Annotated in this window: 16 protein-coding genes; 4 read left to right on the top strand and 12 right to left on the bottom strand. The window is 65.2% G+C overall.

All coding sequences use genetic code 11. The features are described 5' to 3' along the window. Nucleotides 1-14: 14 nt before the first annotated feature. The 7 genes from J0I42_RS00415 to nrdR are packed head-to-tail and all read right to left on the bottom strand — an operon-like array spanning nucleotide 15 to nucleotide 5,560. A complete protein-coding gene (locus J0I42_RS00415; protein ID WP_291651678.1) occupies nucleotides 15-1,217 on the bottom strand; it encodes an MFS transporter in 1,203 nt (400 codons plus the stop codon). A 36-nt stretch (nucleotides 1,218-1,253) separates the two neighbouring features. Then, on the bottom strand, nucleotides 1,254-2,249 hold the full coding sequence (thiL, locus tag J0I42_RS00420) for a thiamine-phosphate kinase (RefSeq protein WP_291651680.1): 996 nt from the start codon (nucleotides 2,247-2,249) through the stop codon (nucleotides 1,254-1,256). After that, on the bottom strand, nucleotides 2,249-2,716 hold the full coding sequence (nusB, locus tag J0I42_RS00425; protein ID WP_291651682.1) for a transcription antitermination factor NusB: 468 nt from the start codon (nucleotides 2,714-2,716) through the stop codon (nucleotides 2,249-2,251). Before nusB ends, thiL begins: the two co-directional genes overlap by 1 nt. Continuing rightward, nucleotides 2,713-3,222 (bottom strand): 6,7-dimethyl-8-ribityllumazine synthase, encoded by a 510-nt coding sequence (gene ribH, locus J0I42_RS00430; protein ID WP_291651684.1) that lies wholly within the window; start codon nucleotides 3,220-3,222, stop codon nucleotides 2,713-2,715. The genes nusB and ribH overlap by 4 nt, the downstream gene beginning before the upstream one ends. Before the next feature lie 34 nt (nucleotides 3,223-3,256). After that, nucleotides 3,257-3,904 carry a riboflavin synthase gene (locus J0I42_RS00435; RefSeq protein WP_291651686.1) on the bottom strand — a complete coding sequence of 216 codons (648 nt, stop codon included), beginning with the start codon at nucleotides 3,902-3,904 and terminating at the stop codon, nucleotides 3,257-3,259. Further along, the gene (gene ribD / locus J0I42_RS00440; protein WP_291651688.1) at nucleotides 3,904-5,073 is read right to left on the bottom strand and encodes a bifunctional diaminohydroxyphosphoribosylaminopyrimidine deaminase/5-amino-6-(5-phosphoribosylamino)uracil reductase RibD; all 1,170 of its coding nucleotides are present in this window, start codon (nucleotides 5,071-5,073) and stop codon (nucleotides 3,904-3,906) included. Before ribD ends, J0I42_RS00435 begins: the two co-directional genes overlap by 1 nt. Beyond that, nucleotides 5,066-5,560: a transcriptional regulator NrdR gene (nrdR, locus tag J0I42_RS00445; RefSeq protein ID WP_291651690.1), complete on the bottom strand. Its 495-nt coding sequence runs from the start codon at nucleotides 5,558-5,560 to the stop codon at nucleotides 5,066-5,068. The genes ribD and nrdR overlap by 8 nt, the downstream gene beginning before the upstream one ends. 199 nt (nucleotides 5,561-5,759) lie before the next feature. Here nrdR and J0I42_RS00450 point away from each other — a divergent pair, with 199 nt between their 5' ends. Next, nucleotides 5,760-6,698, top strand: coding sequence for a hypothetical protein (locus J0I42_RS00450; protein WP_291651693.1), 939 nt, complete (start codon nucleotides 5,760-5,762; stop codon nucleotides 6,696-6,698). 31 nt (nucleotides 6,699-6,729) lie between these two features. Here the strand turns inward: J0I42_RS00450 and glyA are convergent, their stop codons facing one another. Then, nucleotides 6,730-8,028, bottom strand: coding sequence for a serine hydroxymethyltransferase (gene glyA, locus J0I42_RS00455; RefSeq protein ID WP_291651695.1), 1,299 nt, complete (start codon nucleotides 8,026-8,028; stop codon nucleotides 6,730-6,732). A gap of 397 nt (nucleotides 8,029-8,425) precedes the next feature. Here glyA and J0I42_RS00460 point away from each other — a divergent pair, with 397 nt between their 5' ends. Further along, entirely contained in the window at nucleotides 8,426-8,776 is a 351-nt protein-coding gene (locus J0I42_RS00460; RefSeq protein ID WP_291651697.1) for a hypothetical protein, read from the top strand. A gap of 68 nt (nucleotides 8,777-8,844) precedes the next feature. Here the strand turns inward: J0I42_RS00460 and J0I42_RS00465 are convergent, their stop codons facing one another. From J0I42_RS00465 to J0I42_RS00480, 4 genes are all read right to left on the bottom strand, one after another. After that, entirely contained in the window at nucleotides 8,845-10,089 is a 1,245-nt protein-coding gene (locus J0I42_RS00465; protein ID WP_291651699.1) for a L,D-transpeptidase family protein, read from the bottom strand. A gap of 306 nt (nucleotides 10,090-10,395) precedes the next feature. Further along, nucleotides 10,396-10,908, bottom strand: coding sequence for a transcriptional regulator LdtR (ldtR, locus tag J0I42_RS00470; RefSeq protein WP_291651701.1), 513 nt, complete (start codon nucleotides 10,906-10,908; stop codon nucleotides 10,396-10,398). Nucleotides 10,909-11,138: 230 nt separating this feature from the next. Next, nucleotides 11,139-11,579 carry a DUF6163 family protein gene (locus J0I42_RS00475; RefSeq protein WP_291651703.1) on the bottom strand — a complete coding sequence of 147 codons (441 nt, stop codon included), beginning with the start codon at nucleotides 11,577-11,579 and terminating at the stop codon, nucleotides 11,139-11,141. A 2-nt stretch (nucleotides 11,580-11,581) separates the two neighbouring features. Beyond that, a complete protein-coding gene (locus tag J0I42_RS00480) occupies nucleotides 11,582-12,637 on the bottom strand; it encodes an enoyl-CoA hydratase/isomerase family protein (RefSeq protein WP_291651705.1) in 1,056 nt (351 codons plus the stop codon). Nucleotides 12,638-12,871: 234 nt separating this feature from the next. Here J0I42_RS00480 and J0I42_RS00485 point away from each other — a divergent pair, with 234 nt between their 5' ends. Beyond that, on the top strand, nucleotides 12,872-13,336 hold the full coding sequence (locus J0I42_RS00485) for a hypothetical protein (RefSeq protein ID WP_291651707.1): 465 nt from the start codon (nucleotides 12,872-12,874) through the stop codon (nucleotides 13,334-13,336). A gap of 234 nt (nucleotides 13,337-13,570) precedes the next feature. Further along, nucleotides 13,571-14,620, top strand: a complete 1,050-nt coding sequence (gene hemB, locus J0I42_RS00490; RefSeq protein WP_291651709.1) for a porphobilinogen synthase — start codon at nucleotides 13,571-13,573, stop codon at nucleotides 14,618-14,620. Nucleotides 14,621-14,682 lie beyond the last annotated feature (62 nt).

Consider the following 14,682-nt stretch of genomic DNA (forward strand, 5'->3'; position numbering starts at 1 on the left):
GGGCGACCAATGGATCAGACGGTAGCCGGGCGCTGGTAGCGCTGCCATGCCACGAGCATGAGGGCAACGGCGACCGGCGGGAAGACCAGCCAGTTCACGGCATCCCAGCCACCATGGCTGAGCAGGCCACCGGACGAGAAGGAGGCGATGGCGACCGAGCCGAAGACGAGGAAATCGTTGGCAGCCTGAACCTTCACGCGCTCTTCCGGCCGGTAGCAATCCGTCACGAGAGCGGTCGCGCCGATGAAGCCGAAATTCCAGCCGACCCCGAGCAGGATCAGAGCCAGCCAGAAATGGCCGACGCTCAGGCCAGTGAGGCCCACGACGGCGGCCAACGCGGTCAGGCCGAGCCCGGCGGCGGTCACCGTGCCCTTGCCGAAGCGGGCGATCAGGCGGCCTGTGAAGAAGCTCGGCCCGAACATCGCGAGCACATGCCACTGGATGCCGAGCGTCGCGTCACCGACCGAATGGCCGCAGGCAACCATCGCCATCGGCGCGGCGGTCATCACGAAGCTCATCAGGCCGTAGGCGACGAGCGAGGCCGTAACCGACGCAATGAATTTGGGCTGGCGCATGATCTGGCCGAGCGGGCGCCCACCGCCCGGTCGGACAGCCGCGACCGGCGGCGCCCGCAGGCGTGACACGATCAGGATCGCGATCAGTGCGAGCATACCCTGGGCGATGAAGCTCGCCGCGAAGGGCGCCGACGGCGTCAGGTCGCGCGTCCAGTAGACCGATTGCGGGCCGATGACGCCGGCGGCGAGGCCACCGATCATCACCCAGGAAATCGCGCGCGGCCTGAAGGCGTCGGTTGCGGTATCAGCCGCGGCGAAGCGATAGCTCTGAACGAAGGAACCGTAGAGTCCACAGACGAAGGTACCCAGGCAGAACAGCCAGAACAGGCGCAGCGAAACGCCGCCGGCCGCAATGCTAGCGCCGGCCGCGCCGACAAGCGCGCCGATCAGGTAGCCGCTGCGCCGCCCCAGCCGGCGCATGACCATGGCGGCCGGAATGACACCTGCTGCGATGCCGAGCTGGAGCAGGCTGACCGGCACGGTCGCGAAAGCCTGGTCCGAGACGAGCTGGGCGCCGACAATTCCTCCGAGCGAGACGACGATCGCCGGATTGGCACCGCCGAGCGCCTGCGCGCCGGCAAGGACCAGCGCATTGCGCTTGGCGAGCCTGTCGCCGTCGAGAGCCGAGAAATGCTGGTTCATCACAACGCGCCTCGCGGCTGCCATGATGCGCCGCTGTCAGAAATGAGAGAAGGAGCCCTGCGCAAAGCTGCGCGCCTCACCCTTCCCGCGATAGGTCACCATGCCGGCCTCGTCCGAGATCCGCCCGATCGGCGTCAGAAGGAGCATTGTTCCCTCTGCCGCCGCAATCAGAGCAGGACATTCCCTTTCCGGGGCCGTGCAGAGAATTTCGTAGTCGTCTCCACCGGTCCAGGCCAGTTCCGTCAGTGCGGGAGCAGCCATGATCGCGGCGCGTGCCGCACCCGAAAGCGGGATGGCGTCGAGATCGATCTCCGCCCCGACGCCCGAGGCCTTCAGCAGCTTGGCGAGGTCGCCGACAAGCCCGTCGGAGACGTCCATGGCCGCCGAGGCGTGACGCTGCAACGCTTCGGCAAGCGCATGGCGCGGCCGGGGATGCAGATAACGGTCGGTGAGGAAGGCGCAATCCCCGGCGTTGAGTGCGGCGACCCAGTCCGGCTTGTCGGGTCCGTGGACCTTCAGGCCCAGCGCGCCGTCGCCTATGCTGCCGGAGACGAGCACGACATCGCCCGGCTTTGCGCCGGAACGGCGGACCATCCGTCCCGCCGGAACCGTGCCGAAGGCCGTAATCGAGAGCGTGAGCGGCCCCGAGGTCGAGACGGTGTCGCCGCCAATCAGCGGGCAACCGGCCGCCTCGGCTATGCGGGCGAGGCCGTTTGCGAAGCTGGCGAGCCAGCCCTCGGTCCAGCCGCGCGGCAAAGCGAGCGTCAGGACGAAGCCCTCGGGCTTCGCGCCCTTGGCGGCGAGGTCGGAGAGATTGACGGCCAGCGCCTTCCAGCCGATCGCGTCGGGCGGATCGTCGGGGAAGAAATGCACCCCGGCGACGAGCGCGTCGGCCGTGACCACGACCTCATAGCCACGGCCCGGCCGCAGCAGGCCGGCGTCGTCGAGAAGGCCGAGCCCGCCCGACCCGGCGATCGGCGCGAAATAGCGGGCGATCAGCTCGAATTCGCCGGGGCGGGACGGTTCGGTCATCAGGCGCCGGCTGGACCAAACTCGTCAGCGCGGAAGTCGCGAGCCATGCGGTCGAGCACGGCATTGACCATGCCGATCTCGTCGCCCTCGTAGAAGGCGCGCGCGACTGCGACATATTCGGAGATCACGGCGCGGGCCGGCACGTCCTTGCGAAAGGCGAGCTCATAGGCGCCGGCCCGCAGGATTGCGCGGACGACGGCCTCGACCCGCTTCAGCGGCCAGTCCTTGGCGAGAAGCTCGTCGACGGTGCGGTCGACGAGACGCTGCTCGCGGACGACACCGCCGAGAATGTCGCGGAAGAAGGCGATCTCCGCCTCCGGCAATTCGATCTCCTCGACTTCCTTGCCGATCCAGAAATGCTCGAACTCGGCCATCGCCTCGACGACGCCACGGCCGCCGATTTCCATCTCGTAGAGCGCCTGCACGACCGAGAGCCGCGCCCCGCGCCGCTTCTCGGCGCGGCTCATTGGGACGGCTCCGCCAGGGAGCGCTTGTAGCGCAGCACCGCGAGCGCGGCTTCGGCTGCGCCGCCACCCTTGTTCATGTCCTCGCGATTGGCGCGGGCCCAGGCCTGCGCCTCGTTCTCGACGGTCAGGATGCCGTTGCCGAGCGGCAGCGCAAAGGCGACCGAGAGATCCATCAGCGCGCGCGAGCTCTCGCCGGCGACGATGTCGTAATGGCCGGTCTCGCCGCGGATGACAGTGCCAAGCGCGACGACCGCCTCATAGGGGTCGACGGCCTCGTCGGCGGCGCGCAGGCCGATGACGATCGCCGAGGGGATTTCAAGCGCGCCGGGAACGGTGACGACATCGACGCGGCAGCCGGCTTCTTCCAGCGCGGCAAGCGCACCCGCCAGCAGTTCGTCGGCGTACTTGTCGTAGAAGCGTGCCTCGACCACGAGGACGCGGGCGCCGTCGATCTCGACGGCAGGAGTTGCGGCCTTGTCGGCCGAGGTCTGCCGGGGTCCGGCCATTTCTTCTATCCTTCTTGGAATGTGATCGGGCTCGTTACCCTTGCGGGCGCGCCTCCGCAAGCCGCGCGGCATACCGTGCCATCAGATCGACCTCGACATGAACGGAGTCCCCCTCCTTGCGCTCCCCCCAGGTGGTGACCGTCAGGGAGTGCGGAATCAGCAGCACGGTGAAGACATCGTCCTCGACCGTATTGATGGTGAGCGAGGTGCCGTCGAGGCAGATCGAGCCCTTGGTCGCAATGAAACGCTCCAGCCCCTGCGGCGCGCGAATGTGGAAGCGCGCGGTCGCACCCCATGGCTCGTCCGGATCAGGCTCGATCGCATCGATCTTCAGGATGCGACCGGGGCCGTCGACATGGCCGACAACGAGATGGCCGCCGAGTTCGTCGCCAACCTTGAGCGAGCGCTCCAGATTGACCCGCGTGCCGGGCTGCCAATCACCGACCAGCGTCTTCGCCAGCGTCTCGGCGGCAGCCTCAACCTGGAAGATGCAGCCGGGCGCGCCATCCGTGCGTGGACGCAGCGCCGTCACGGTGAGGCAAACGCCGGCGCAGGCGATCGAGGCGCCGATGGCGATGCCATCGGCCTCATAGGGGCAAGCGATGGCGAGGCGCTTGAGGCTCGGCCCCTTGCGCTCGGCCTCCACGACCTCGCCGATGGCGGTGACGATGCCGGTGAACATCAGCCTCTCCTCGTGAAATGCTCGAAACGGTCCTGGCCGATCTGACCGGCCTCGACAAGGGCGTATAGATCGGGGTCCGTCAGTTGCGCGGCAAGCCCCGGGCGCACGGCAACGATGCCGGGCTGCCCCAGCGTTTTCGGGGAGGTCGAGACGATGACCTCGTCGGCGAGGCCAGCGAGCGCGAGCTTCTCGCCGATACGCGGCCCACCTTCCGAGAAGACGCGGTTGATACCGCGCGTGCCGAGCAAAGTCAGCGCCTCGCGAAGGTCGAGATGACCGTCCGGTCCCAGCGAGACCCGCATGACCTCGACGCCGGCAGCGACCAGCGCCTGCTCCGGCTCGATCGGCGCGGTCTCGGCGGCAATCACCCAGACGGGGACCTCGTGGGCCGTGCGGACGAGCTTAGAGGTCAGGGGCAGGCGCAGATGCGTGTCGAGGATGACGCGGATCGGCGAGCGATCCGCCAGTCCGGGCAGGCGCACGGTGAGCTGCGGATCGTCCGCAAGCACCGAGCCGATGCCGAGCATGATCACGTCGTGATGCGCGCGCTGGAGATGGACCCAGCCACCGGCGACGGGGCTCGAAACGGCGAGCGGGACGCCCCCTGCCCCGCCGGCATAACCATCGGCGGTGCGGGCGATCTTGAAGGTCACCATCGGGCGACCTTGCGTGATGCGCGTGAGATAGCCGCGATGGGCCCGGCGCGCCTCGTCCTCGAGCACGCCGATCGTGACCTCGATGCCGGCGGTGCGCAGCAGAGCATGGCCGAGCCCGGCGATGAAGGGGTTGGGGTCGGACATCGCCGAAACCACGCGCTTGACGCCCGAGAGAATGGTGTACTCGACGCAAGGGATGCCACCGCGCACCGAGCGATGCGAGCACGGTTCGAGCGTGACATAGAGCGTGCCGCCCATCGAGGCCGCGCCGGCCTGCGAGAAGGCATGGGCCTCGCCATGCGGCCGGCCGCCGGGCTGAGTATGGCCACGCGCGACGACCACGGGACCGTCCGGCGTGTCACGGGTTACGATGGCGCCGACTGAGGGATTGGTCGCGGTCGTACCGAGGCCGCGCGCGCCAAAACTGAGTGCCTGGCGCATGAAGATGCGGTCGATATCCCGCTTTCGGCCGGACGCGCTTTCGTCGCCCGAAAGCGCCCTGGGATCAGTCATCGGCGCGACGCGGCGGGGCGGAGACGCCCTCCTCCTCGATCGTACCGAGCTGGCCGAGCAGTTCCTCGAAATCCTTGGCCTCGCGGAAATTCTTGTAGACCGAGGCGAAGCGGACATAGGCGACATCGTCGAGACCTTTGAGCCCCTCCATCACCAGTTCGCCGATGGCCGAGCTCTGGATTTCCGCCTCGCCCGAGCTTTCGAGCTGGCGCACGATGCCATTGACCATGCGCTCGGTCCGCTCCGGCGCGACCGGGCGCTTACGCAGGGCATGAGCTATCGAGGTCTCCAGCTTGTCGCGATCGAAGGGCGCACGCCGACCCGAGCGCTTGACGACGGTCAATTCCCGCAACTGCACGCGCTCGAAGGTGGTGAAACGGCCGCCGCAATCCGGGCAGACCCGGCGGCGCCTGATCGAGGCATGATCGTCGGTGGGACGGGAATCCTTCACCTGCGTATCGAGGGAGCTGCAATAAGGGCAGCGCATGCACGAATCCTTCGGAATGCCCAGTGGGCGAGACGGCCGACGCTTCTTTGCTCCGGCGCCGGTTCCCGCGCCAGACGTCAAGGCGCCGCTGCTGCTATGATGCGGCCGCGATGAACCTCGGAGCATGCCGGGACGACCAAACTTCGATCCTCACAGCACACGCGGCGGAGCTTCTAACATGGCAGGAAACGATGGCAACATGAGCGAAGCGTTCGGCGGCCTGGTGCTGCTGGCCTTCGACCTTCTCGATTCCGAGATCGCCCGGTCTCCGGAACGCCTCATCCAGACCTTCAAGAATCCCGCCCTGCTCAAAGCGGCCGAGAATGCCGTCCTGAGCTTCGCAAAATCCCGCAGCCCGAACACCAGCTCCCAGTTGACCCCCGAGGAGATCGGCAAGCTGCAATCCTCCGTCATGGACGGCGTGCGCACTGCCGCGACCGAGGCCTATCTCAAGCAGATCAAGGAATCGTCGAAGTTCAAGGCTCTGGAAAAGCAGCTCAAGAATTTCGAGGACGCGGCGAAATCATCGGCGCTCGGCGTCTGGGTCGATCACAACAAGGGTGTTCTCTATGTCGTCGGCGCGGTGCTCGCGGTCGGCGCCGGCGTCGCGCTCTATGTCACCAAGCCCTCCGGCTCGGTCTACGGCATGGGCATCCGGGAGCTGGAAAAGCTCAAGTTCGAGGTGCTGAAGGTCGGCGCGCTGAAGCTCGGCGTCAGCGGCCTGATCTTCGATCCGACGGCCGAACGCTATGGCGGGAAAGTGACCGGCAAGCTGGCATGGGAGCAGCTCAAGGTCGATCTGTCGCTGCAGATCGTCACCGCCAACGCGAAGGCGCCCGAGATCACCAGCGAAGTCGGCCTCAAATACGGCGTGATCAGCCTGACCGCGGCCAACAAGCTGGACCTGACGAAGCCGAAGGTCGATCTGACCTTGCGGCTCAGCGCCAACAAGGATCGCTTCGGCCTGTCGGTTGCCGCTCATCTCAAGGACGACAACGTCACCGGCAGCGCCGAGGCCTCCTACAAGGTGGCCGAGAGCCTGAAGCTGGGCGTGGATCTCAGCCGCAGGAACCGCCCAGACATGGGAAACCAGACCGAGAACCTGATCATGTTCGAGCTCAAGGGCACGTTCCCCTGAGCTCGAATCCGGATGGTTGTCTGCCCCGGCCTCAGTAGATCGGGAAGCGCGCCGTCAGTGCCTTGACCTTGGCGGTGACGGCCTGCTCGATCGCGGTGTTACCCTCTTCGCCATGGGCCGCGAGCCCGTCCAGCACCTCGGCGATCAACTCGCCGACCTGCTTGAACTCGGCGATGCCGAAGCCGCGCGAGGTCGCCGCCGGGGTGCCGAGGCGGATGCCCGAGGTCGTCATGGGCTTCTCGGGGTCGAAGGGAATGCCGTTCTTGTTGCAAGTGATGTGGGCGCGGCCGAGCGCGGCTTCCGCCGCCTTGCCGGTCAGCTTCTTCGAGCGCAGGTCGACCAGCATCAGGTGGTTGTCGGTGCCGCCGGTGACGAGGTCGAAGCCCTTCGACTTCAAGGTCTCTGCCAGCGCCTTTGCATTGGCGACGACGGCGTGGGCGTAGGTCTTGAACTCCGGCTGCAGCGCCTCGTGGAACGAGACCGCCTTGGCGGCGATGACATGCATCAGCGGGCCGCCCTGGATGCCCGGGAAGATCGCCGAATTGACCTTCTTCGCGATCGCCTCGTCATTGGTCAGGATCATGCCGCCGCGCGGGCCGCGCAGCGTCTTGTGCGTCGTGGTGGTGACGACATGGGCATGCGGGAACGGCGAGGGATGCGCGCCACCGGCGACGAGACCGGCGAAATGGGCGATGTCGACCATGAAATAGGCGCCGACCTTGTCGGCGATCTCGCGGAAGCGGGCGAAGTCCCAGTGGCGGGCATAGGCCGAGCCGCCGGCGACGATGACCTTCGGCTTGTGCTCGACGGCGAGGCGCTCCATCGCGTCATAGTCGATCATCTGATCGACGACGCAGACACCATAGGAGACGACGTTGAACCATTTGCCGGACTGGTTGACCGGCGCGCCATGGGTCAGGTGACCGCCGGCAGCGAGGTCGAGGCCCATGAAGGTGTCGCCGGGCTGCATCAGGGCCATGAAGACGCCCTGGTTGGCCTGCGAGCCGGAGTTCGGCTGAACGTTGGCATAGGTGCAGCCGAAGAGGCGCGTGGCGCGCTCGATCGCGAGTTTTTCGGCGATGTCGACGAACTGGCAACCGCCATAGTAGCGCCGGCCCGGATAACCCTCGGCATATTTGTTGGTCATCACCGAACCCTGCGCTTCGAGCACGGCGCGGGAGACGATGTTTTCGGAGGCGATCAGTTCGATCTCGTCGCGCTGGCGACCAAGCTCCAGGTCGATCGCGCGGGCGATCTCGGGATCGGCATCGTGCAGCGAAGCCCCGAAGAAGGAGTTCGAGAGGTGCTTGTCCAGCGCGGCGTCGGTCATGTCCGGCTCCTGAAGTTCAACGGCCGGTGGGCGCCCGGCTTCGTCGCGGCTCCCCTATCATGGGGCGGGGGGCTGTCCAAGCGATAGATGCCGCGGCGGAAAAGCTGCATCGCCGCAGCCGCCAATTCTCCGGCTCCCGGGGTTTCGAACGCCGGTTTTCCAGGACCTCCGACGAGGGCAACCGAGGACGAACGGCCGGCGCAAAGCCCCCTCGGCAATACCCGGAAGCTCTGGCATCCAGATGAGTCGCGTAGCGACACCAAGTTCCTGCCCCACGTTGCGCGAAGCCGAAAGCGAGCAGCTGCGGCAGCGGACATCAAGCGCCCATCTTTATGGTTAACGAATTATGGCTTGCGGTTTGCTGCGGGTGACCCAGCGCAACACTGGATGCCTCTCGATGACACAGAACGCCCCAAAACAGAACGCGAGCCGCGTTCCGGATTCGGCTGTGCCGATCTCAACGCAGCTCAAGAAGGTCCTTCTCGGGGGCGCGAGTGCCTTCGTCCTGTCGATACCGTTGATGGGCCAGGAAGCGGCAGCCGAAACCTGGACGGTAACCAGGCAATATTATCCTGGCGGCTCCACGAGCGTCTATCGCTGGTCTGCAGACGGCTACAGCAACGTCTCTCGCCTCAACAACCCCGCACCGGGAAACAACTGCCCCGTTTCGGCCTTCGAAGTCATGAACCCAGGCCCCGGGGAAGCGCGCTGCGTCGGCTATGTCGCGCCGTCCTGGCTGACACGCTGACGCCGGCAATCCATGAAAAAGCCCGCCGCAAGGCGGCGGGCTTTTCCTGAGCGCGCGAGACTGGAACGTCAGATATCCTGATCGCCCTGCAACGCCGCGACGGGGGCCGGGCCGAGGCCATCCTTGTTGTAGATGTCGTCGCGGAACTGCACGCCGCCATCGGGCGTGGCCCAGGCCGTGACATAGACCCAGTAGCAGGCTACCGGATCGGCGATGCGGGCGTTGACGCGCTGGCCGGACTGGATGGTTTCGTCGATCTTGGCGCGATCCCAACCGGGCGTGTTCTTCAGAAGCCAGGCGACATAGTCGCGCACATTCTGGACGCGCATGCAGCCCGAGGAGACGAAGCGATAATCGTCGCCGAAGATGCCCTTCGACGGCGTGTCGTGCATGTAGACGCCATGCGGGCTCGGGATGTTGATGCGCACGAAGCCGAGCGAGTTGAACTCGCCGCCCGGGTCCTGGCGGAAGGTGTAGCGCGTCGCCTCGTCGGAATTCCAGTTGACGCTGGCGGGCGAGATCTCGCCACCGCTGGGCGAGATAATGCGGATCTTGTTCTCCGTCAGGTAGTTCGGCTGCTTGCGCATGGTCGGGATCAGATCCTTGCGGATGATCGAGGCCGGAACCGTCCAGGTCGGGTTGAAATTGACTTCGGGAATCCGGGTCTGGAGCAAGGGCGACTGACGGTCGATCTTGCCGACGCCGGCGGCGTGGCGGGTCGCGACATGGCCGTTCTCGACGGTCTCGACCATCGCGGCCGGGATATTGGCGACGACATAGCGTCCGCCGAGATTGCCGGACCAGCTCCGCAGCCGGACGACATTGGTCTCAAGCTGCCGGATGCGGCGGTCGATCGGGACGTTGAGGGCGGCAATGGTGGCGCGATTGATCGAGCCGGTCGTCGAGAGACCCATCCGGGACTGGAAGCGGCGCACGCCCGCCTCGACATAGGAATCATAGACGTTGCTGTCGCCTGCGGCTTCGTCGAGATCGCCGGTGACGATCAGGCGGCGGCGCAGAGCCACCACGCCCTGCCCCTTGGCGCCCACGCTCATGCGCTCAGGCAACTGAACCTGTGGCCAGCCACCGCGCGCAGCGAGGTCGCGATAGGCCACGATCGCCTGCTCGGTAGCCTGCAGCGCCTCGGGCGACAGCATCGGCGTCGAGGAGCGCGCCACCGCGTTGCGCGCGCCGGCATCGTAGCTCTGGCGCCACTCTGCCTGCTGGGCGAACGCCGGAACCGCGGCCGCCGTGGCAGCGCCCGACAGCAGGGCCAGCACGGTTTCGCGGCGGGTCAGGCTCAATTGCGACATCTCTTCCCTCTTCAAGACTTTACGCAAGCACGCTCGCCACAAGAAAACGTCGCCGGAACGGGCGACGCTGGCGAGGCGATGGCGCGACGGACAAGCTTTCAACCGTCGACCGTGTCCTAGCACAGTTAACGAGGCGTGATGACAGAGGCGAATTTAGGGCATGGCCCTCTTTTGCCGCATGCATGGCGGCAAAACCACAGCGGGACCCCGACCCAAACCGAAAAGCGCGCCGGCACGGCCGGGACGTCGTCCCAGCCGTGCTCCGGCAGGCGGGCATACGGCAATCGCCGGAAAGCAGCCGATATCTCAGAGCTTGTAGCGGATTTGGTCGGTCCAGAAGCGCTCCAGGCGCAGCAGGGCGTTATTCATCCGCTCGAAGTCATCGGCCGCGATGCCGCCGATCTGCTCGACCGTGCGGACATGCTTGTCGTAGACGCCCTTCACGATATCGTGCACCGCAGCGCCCTTGTCCGTCAGGCTGATGCGGACCGAACGGCGGTCGATGCGCGACCGGGCATGGTGGAGATAACCGAGCTCGACCAGCTTCTTGACGTTGTACGAGACGTTCGAGCCGAGATAGTAGCCGCGGGTACGAAGCTCGCTAGCGGAGAGTTCGGCATCGCCGATATTGTAGAGCAGCAGGGCCTGCACGCTGTTGACGTCGTCACGGCCGCGGCGCTCGAACTCATCCTTGATGACATCGAGCAGACGGCGATGCAGGCGCTCCACCAGCGTGAGGGACTCAAGATAAAGAGGCTTCACGTTGAGATCTGCATCGCCAGTCTTGGCAACCTCGGAAGTCTTGACGCTCGCTTTCATGGTATATCCCGCCTGTTGTGTGTCGGCCAGGATTTGCCTCCCGGTCCGCTTCTGAAAAACACCATAAGCTGGAGCGGATGAAAACGAGTTTAAATATCAGGATGAATCAGGGATTTACCCCTTTGGGTGAATCCTAAGTGAAGCCAGAAACGCTTAAGCTAAAGCGATTCTTACCATGACTCGGGGCAATCGAGAGGTCGAACGAGCGAAGCGGCCGCCACGGAAACCTGCTATTCGGCCTCGTTCTCGGCCGCCCACGTTGCCAGAAAATAGACGGCGATCAGCCCGATATAGAGGCCGACCAGCCAGGCCGTCATCGGCACGAAGCGCGGGAAGAAGAATCCGAGCAGCATCTGGCTGATCGCGGCCAGCAGCCAGAGCACGCCACCCCAGGTCGAGGTCAGCCAGAGGCCGACGGCGGCGACGAGATCGATCACCGCGAAATAGACGATGATCGCCTGATAGCTCAGCAGGCGGTTTTCGAAGGGTGGCTGCGGATTGCCGGGCAGTCCGAAGATCACCATCCAGGCCGTCAGTCCCTTGGCGAGCCAGAAAGCCGAGAGCAGGCGCAGGAACCAGACGAGCACAACGCGCCAGCGGTTCGCCCGCTTGCCTTCGGCTTCACCCATCCCGGCACCGCGCAGGGCCTCGCCGTCTCCGCCCAGACCCAAGCTCAGCCCTCCAGGTTCAGTTCGTCGGCGCCGAGCGGCGCAAAATAGGCATCGATATCCGCCTGCCTGATCTCATCGAGTGTCGCCGGCAGCCAGCGCGGCGCCTGGTCCTTGTCGATCACCACCGCACGCACCCCCTCGTAGAAATCATGGCCGCGGGCGATGCGCGAGACGATGCGGTATTCGGTGCGCATCGCCTCGGCGAAATCGAGCCCGGCGCCGCGCCGCATCTGCTCGAAGGCGATGGCGACGCTGGTCGGCGACTTCACCGCGATGGTCTGCAGCAGCTTGCCGGCTAAGGCGCTGCCCTTGTCGGCAGCCTGATGCAGGCGCGCGATCACCTCCGGCAGGCTGCCGGCGGTGAAGGCCAAGGCCATCATCGCCTTCTCTGCATTCAGGGGGCCGGGTCCGCGCTGCAGCGTGAAGCCGGCGAGAATGTCGTCGACAGAGCCCGGCCGGGTCAGCGCGTCAGCGAGTTCCGCCATGCGCTCGCTCGGGACGCCATGGGTCGCAAGCCCGGCCGCCAGCGCATCGGCCGCGCCGACCCGCTCGCCGGTGAGCGCAAGGAAGCTGCCGAAACCGCCTTCAAGACGCGGCAAGGCATAGGTCGCGCCGACATCGGGGAAGAAGCCGATGCCGACTTCCGGCATGGCGAAGAGATAGCGGTCGCCGGCAATGCGGTAGCTGCCATGCAGGGAGATGCCGACGCCGCCGCCCATGACGATGCCGTCAATCAACGCGACATAGGGCTTGGAATAGGTCTTGATGCGGTGATTCAGGATGTATTCCTCGCCCCAGAAGGCGAGCATCTCGTCATGGCGGCCGGCCTTGCCGCAATCATGCAGCCAGCGGATGTCGCCGCCGGCCGAAAAGGCCTTCTCGCTCGCGCTGACGACGACGACGCGCGTGACCTGCGGATTGTTCTCCCAGGCGTCGAGGGCGCGGGCGAGTTCGCGGACCATGCCGAGACTCAATGCGTTCAGCGCCTTCGGGCGGTTGAGCACCACGACGCCGGCGGCGCCGCGAATCTCGCAGATGATCTCGCGATCTTCAGTCATGGTCCGATCCCGCTTCCGTGGGCAGCGGTTCTGGAAGGCGGGGCATGGCTTGTCAACGCGAGCGGGCCAGAGGCGAGGGACCAGGTCAGATTTCCCAGAACGGCATGCAAGCCCCCTGGGCCAACCGCCCTCCAGCCACAGGCTTCCATCCTTCATCCGCTACGTCACACCGCCGTGACGGTTGCGAAAACTCGAGATCTGCGCTCATCTTCCCCAGACTTGGGAGACGATGACGTGCTAAGGTATACTCGCCTGCTCCTCACCGCCACGCTGCTCTTTTGTACCGCCTTCAGCGGATTCGCACAGACAGCAGGCATGACTCCTCAAGCGGGCGCCAAGCTTCAAGATATCGAAGCCATCGTGACCGAGTTCATTGATAACTTGTCCGCCCAGAAATTTGAGAAAGCAGTTCGCTCCTTAAGCATTCTTGGAAACCCATATGATGGCGATCAATTCAAAAGAACGATACTCGGCCTGGATGTTATCGGAAAAGCTTATTATTATGATAAAATCGTCGATAGATTTTATGGAAAGACAGGAAAAGACATAATTTATAAAATTACCACCGAGAACAACATCTATTTCATACGTTTTATCGTCCACAGAAGAACAGAAGACATCTGGATTATCACAAATCTCGCCATCCAAACCGAGACACAAGCTCCCCTTCCGAAAATTTGGGGACCTATCACCCCTTGAGCGAAGTCAAGAATTCCGCTTCCCGGCAAAGGACCTGAAATCCAGGACATTTTGCAGTAACGACCTGCACCCAGACCAGACTGTCAAAGCGCAGGGCTTCAGGAAGGCACTCCGCGAACTTGCGACCATGCGCCCTGTTTTGGAATCGTTCCGATGTGTTATGGAAAGCGATGGCCGGTTTCGCCCGCATGACGAAAGCCGCGCCCGTACAGTTCACCGCTTGAGGCAATCGCCATGGAATCCCCGGTCGTGCGGCCTTTCCCGACCCCGAAATCCCGCCATGACGACGTGCCGTCGCTCGGCCTGACGCGCCGCATGCGGCGCAACCGCAAGGCGGACTGGTCGCGCCGGCTGGTGCGTGAATCGGCGCTGACGACCGACGACCTGATCTGGCCGATCTTCCTGATGGATTCCAGCGAGGCCAGTTCGCCCGTGGAATGGATGCCCGGCGTCGACCGCCTCAATATCGACGAAGCCGTGCGCCGGGCCGCCGAGGCCGCTGCGCTCGGCATCCCCGCGATCGCGCCCTTCCCCTATGTGGACAAGGCTCTGCGCGACCCAACCGGGTCGGAGGCACTCAATACCGGCAACCTGATGTGCCGCGCCGTGCGGGCGATCAAGCGCGAGGTGCCGGAGATCGGCATCATCTGCGACGCCGCGCTCGACCCCTATACCTCGCACGGCCATGACGGCGTGATGGAAGGCGAGCGCGTCCTCAACGACGCCAGCGTCCAGATCCTCGTCGGGCAGGCGCTCGCGCTGGCCGATGCTGGAGCCGACGTCATCGCCCCCTCCGACATGATGGACGGGCGCATCGGCGCGATCCGGACGGCGCTCGACGGCGAGGGCCATGAGGACGTGCAGATCATGGCGTACGCGGCCAAATACGCATCGGCCTTCTACGGCCCGTTCCGCGACGCGATCGGCACCAACGCGACGCTCGTCGGCGACAAGCGCACCTACCAGATGGACCCGGCCAATTCCGACGAGGCGATCGCGGAGGTGATGCTCGACCTCGAAGAGGGTGCCGACATGGTGATGATCAAGCCCGGCCTGCCCTATCTCGACGTGGTGGCGCGAGTGAAGGACCATTTCCGCGTGCCGACCCTCGCCTATCAGGTGTCGGGCGAATACGCGATGATCATGGCCGCCGCGAATAATGGCTGGCTCGACGGCGACAAGGCGATGCTGGAGAGCCTGCTCGCCTTCAAGCGCGCCGGTGCCGACGGCGTGCTGACCTATTTCGCGCCGCGCGTTGCGAAGAAGCTGAAGGCCGGCGCGTAAGCAGAAGAGCGCAGCAGCGGAGGATATCATCCCGCACACACTGCGGCATGCAATGCCGCTGT

This window comes from Allobosea sp., from assembly GCF_017308015.1.
Taxonomy (GTDB): Bacteria; Pseudomonadota; Alphaproteobacteria; order Rhizobiales; family Beijerinckiaceae; genus Allobosea.

Excerpts from the sequence above, each read along its gene's own strand:
- J0I42_RS00435 (WP_291651686.1), bottom strand. The coding sequence starts at position 3,904 with ATGTTCACCGGCATCGTCACCGCCATCGGCGAGGTCGTGGAGGCCGAG.
- J0I42_RS00415 (WP_291651678.1), bottom strand. The coding sequence starts at position 1,217 with ATGAACCAGCATTTCTCGGCTCTCGACGGCGACAGGCTCGCCAAGCGC.
- nusB (WP_291651682.1), bottom strand. The coding sequence starts at position 2,716 with ATGAGCCGCGCCGAGAAGCGGCGCGGGGCGCGGCTCTCGGTCGTGCAG.
- J0I42_RS00450 (WP_291651693.1), top strand. The coding sequence starts at position 5,760 with ATGAGCGAAGCGTTCGGCGGCCTGGTGCTGCTGGCCTTCGACCTTCTC.
- J0I42_RS00465 (WP_291651699.1), bottom strand. The coding sequence starts at position 10,089 with ATGTCGCAATTGAGCCTGACCCGCCGCGAAACCGTGCTGGCCCTGCTG.
- J0I42_RS00480 (WP_291651705.1), bottom strand. The coding sequence starts at position 12,637 with ATGACTGAAGATCGCGAGATCATCTGCGAGATTCGCGGCGCCGCCGGC.
- glyA (WP_291651695.1), bottom strand. The coding sequence starts at position 8,028 with ATGACCGACGCCGCGCTGGACAAGCACCTCTCGAACTCCTTCTTCGGG.
- ribD (WP_291651688.1), bottom strand. The coding sequence starts at position 5,073 with ATGACTGATCCCAGGGCGCTTTCGGGCGACGAAAGCGCGTCCGGCCGA.
- hemB (WP_291651709.1), top strand. The coding sequence starts at position 13,571 with ATGGAATCCCCGGTCGTGCGGCCTTTCCCGACCCCGAAATCCCGCCAT.
- ribH (WP_291651684.1), bottom strand. The coding sequence starts at position 3,222 with ATGGCCGGACCCCGGCAGACCTCGGCCGACAAGGCCGCAACTCCTGCC.
- thiL (WP_291651680.1), bottom strand. The coding sequence starts at position 2,249 with ATGACCGAACCGTCCCGCCCCGGCGAATTCGAGCTGATCGCCCGCTAT.
- nrdR (WP_291651690.1), bottom strand. The coding sequence starts at position 5,560 with ATGCGCTGCCCTTATTGCAGCTCCCTCGATACGCAGGTGAAGGATTCC.
- ldtR (WP_291651701.1), bottom strand. The coding sequence starts at position 10,908 with ATGAAAGCGAGCGTCAAGACTTCCGAGGTTGCCAAGACTGGCGATGCA.
- J0I42_RS00460 (WP_291651697.1), top strand. The coding sequence starts at position 8,426 with ATGACACAGAACGCCCCAAAACAGAACGCGAGCCGCGTTCCGGATTCG.